This is a genomic window from Actinomadura sp. (assembly GCF_044508335.1).
Taxonomy (GTDB): Bacteria; Actinomycetota; Actinomycetes; order Streptosporangiales; family Streptosporangiaceae; genus Spirillospora.
This window is the reverse complement of sequence record NZ_JBIQHY010000229.1, coordinates 1-2,744: the sequence shown is the minus strand read 5'-3', so window position 1 is coordinate 2,744 and position 2,744 is coordinate 1. Positions and strand designations below refer to the sequence as shown.

Here is a 2,744-nt window from a genome sequence, read left to right as displayed (position 1 = left end):
CTAGATGGGTTTGGTCGCCGTCACGAGTCTCGTTGGGAAGAAGGGGGCGCCCAGCCACATTCGCCAGCCGAGGCTGCGGCGTTCCACGTCGGTCATGCCCAGCTCTTCCAGGCGTGCGCGGTATCGGTTCGTGTGGAGCAGGTCGGCGATGGCAAGGCGTCCGCCGGGGCGCAGGACGCGGACGGCCTCGTCGATGGCGGCCTGCCGACCTTCACGGGACGGGACGTTGTGCACGGCCAGGTTGCTGATGACCAGGTCGAAGGACGCGTCGACGAACGGCAGCCGCCGCATATCGCCGGTCTCGACGTCGACCCGGTCGGCCACGCCTTCGAGTTCGGCGTTGCGGCGGGTGGCGTCCGGGCTGTTGCCGGACTGGTCCGCACGCCAGAGGTCGAGGCCGACCGCGCGGCCGTGGGGGAGCAGCTTGGCGGCGGAGACGAGCAGGGCGCCGCGTCCGCAGCCCAGGTCCAGGACGTGCTCGTCGCCGCGCAGCCGCAGGCCGCCGAGGACGCGGGCCCACACCTCGAACTTCCCGACGCGGGACGCCCGCAGGTACGAGCCCACGAACAGCGCGAAGGCGAGCGCGAACGAGCCGAACACTACGGCGGCGGTGACGGCGCCGGTCACGGCGTTGCGGATCGTCAGCGTGACCAGAGCGATGCCGATCAGGGCGAGGATCACGGCGTGTCCGCGTGGGGGGATCACGCGGAAGTCGCCGTCGATGCCGTAGTCGCCCAGGGGGCGGCGCAGATCCGGCCGGATGTCGCTCATCAGTCGCCCTCCCCGGCCAGGGCGCGGCGCAGGACGGCGCCGAGTTCGGCGATCTGCCGCTGCGACACGTCGGCGGACAGGATCGCGTGCGAGCCGTGGAACGTCCCCGGCCACTGGTGCAGTTCGACCGTGACGCCCGCCTGGAGCAGGCGCAGCGCGTAGTCGATGTCCTCATCGCGGAGCGGGTCGAACTCCGCGGCGGACACGTACGCCGGCGGCAGGCCGGACAGGTCCCCGGCGCGGGCGGGGGCGGCGTACGGGGTCGCGGGGGCGTCGCCCAGGTAGTGCCGCCACACCGCGGTGAGGCTGTCGCGGTCCTGCCAGGGGGTGTCGGTGAAGTTGCGCTGCGACCACGTCTCCTGCCGGTCGTCCAGCGTGGGCTGGTTGAGGAGCTGGAAGCGGATCGGCGGCCCCTGCTCGTCGCGCGCCCTCAACGCCGCCCCGGCCGCGAGGCCCGCGCCGGCGCTGTGGCCGCCGACCGCGATCCGGTCCGGGGGGACGCCGAGGTCGGACGCGTTCTCCGCCGTCCACTCCAGCACGGCGTAGACGTCGTCCAGCGCGGCCGGGAACCGGTGTTCGGGGGCCCGGCGGTAGTCCACCGAGATCACGACCGCGCCGGACGCCCCGGCGAGCCGGGTGGCGGTCGGGTGCTCGGTGTCCAGGTCGCCGACGATCCAGCCGCCGCCGCGCAGCCAGACGACGGCGCCGTGGGCGGGGCTCGGCCGGTAGATCCGCACCGGGACGCCCGGGACGCCCGGGGCGGCGGGCACCGTGCGGTCCTCGACCTCCATGCCCTCGGTGCCCGGGGCCGCCGCCGCGGTGACCTCCTTCGGCGCCGCGGCGGCCAGCTCCGCGAGCTGCTTGCGCGCGGCGATCGGATCGCTCAGGTCGGTCTTCGGAATGAACGGGAGGAACGCGTCGAGTTCGGGATCCATGACGTCCATCCTGATGACGACGGCCGCCGGGATCATCCGCCGTGCGTCGCGCATTCGCCCCGGGCCGCGCGACGACCGTGGCCTTATCCTTCGGACATGGAGGCTCTGGCCGTCCGCCTGTCGGGACTGGACTCGTACGCCGAGGGCGCGATCCGCGTCGTCGTCTTCTACGACACGCTGATGCGCCGGCGCGTGGACCTCCCGGCGCTCGCGCGGGCGTCCGCGGGTCTCGCCGAGTGCCCGGCCGGCATCCGGATCCACGGCACGGGGCAGGTCGTCCGCGCCGCGTCCGACGGCACGCCGCTGTCCGGCCCGCCCGGGGCCGCGTCCAGCACGGTGCCGATCGTCCTCGACGAGGAGGAGATCGGCGCGGTGTGGCTGGAACGCCCCGGCCCGCCCGTCCCGCTGGACGAGGTGCTGCTGGACCGGCTCGCCATCGCCGCCGCGGCCGTCCTCGAACGGTACGGGCCCGCCCGCACCACCATGGCCGACCCCGCCCTCGTGGAACTGGCCATCAGCGCCGACGGCGACCAGGCGGCCAGGGCCCGCGCGCTGCGCCTGCTGGGCTTCGCCGCCTCCGCGCCGCTCTGCGTCGCCGCGGTGCGGTCGGCGCTGCCCCTCGACCGGGTCGCCGGGCTGGTGTGCGCGTCCCGCCCGGTCAAGTCGGCACCGCTCGACGGCGTCGGCGTCATCATGGCCGCCGCCATCGACACGTCCGGCTTCCCTCCGGACGTGCGGGCGGGCGTCGGCGCGGCCGGGAGCCCCGACCGGTCCTGGCGTCAGGCCCGTACCGCCCTCCGCTTCACGGCGCCGCGGCGCCCCGTCGTCCACCACGACGACCTGGGCGCGCTGGCCCTGCTCGCCCGGATCCCTCCGGACGCCATGCGCGACAACGCCGACGTCGCCGCGATCGCCCGCCTGTCCGCGGAGGACCTGGAGACCCTGGACGCCTACTGCGCCACCGGCTCCCTGCGCCGCGCCGCCGACGTCCTCCACCGGCACCACAGCAGCGTCGCCCGCCGCCTCGACCAGATCGGC

The 2,744-nt window shown here is 75.1% G+C and carries 3 protein-coding genes; 1 reads left to right on the top strand and 2 read right to left on the bottom strand.

Features of this window, described 5'->3' with window-relative positions:
• Together ACIWVC_RS34460 and ACIWVC_RS34455 are read right to left on the bottom strand one after the other, a co-directional pair.
• Window positions 1-771: a class I SAM-dependent methyltransferase gene (locus tag ACIWVC_RS34460; RefSeq protein WP_396455198.1), complete on the bottom strand. Its 771-nt coding sequence runs from the start codon at window positions 769-771 to the stop codon at window positions 1-3.
• A complete protein-coding gene (locus ACIWVC_RS34455; protein ID WP_396453088.1) occupies window positions 771-1,706 on the bottom strand; it encodes an alpha/beta hydrolase in 936 nt (311 codons plus the stop codon). The genes ACIWVC_RS34460 and ACIWVC_RS34455 overlap by 1 nt, the downstream gene beginning before the upstream one ends.
• A gap of 96 nt (window positions 1,707-1,802) precedes the next feature.
• Between ACIWVC_RS34455 and ACIWVC_RS34450 the strand changes: the two genes are divergently transcribed.
• Window positions 1,803-2,744, top strand: a 942-nt coding sequence (locus tag ACIWVC_RS34450; protein ID WP_396455196.1) for a PucR family transcriptional regulator, incomplete at its 3' end; no start/stop codon positions are given.

Excerpts from the sequence above, each read along its gene's own strand:
- ACIWVC_RS34455 (WP_396453088.1), bottom strand. The coding sequence starts at position 1,706 with ATGGATCCCGAACTCGACGCGTTCCTCCCGTTCATTCCGAAGACCGAC.
- ACIWVC_RS34460 (WP_396455198.1), bottom strand. The coding sequence starts at position 771 with ATGAGCGACATCCGGCCGGATCTGCGCCGCCCCCTGGGCGACTACGGC.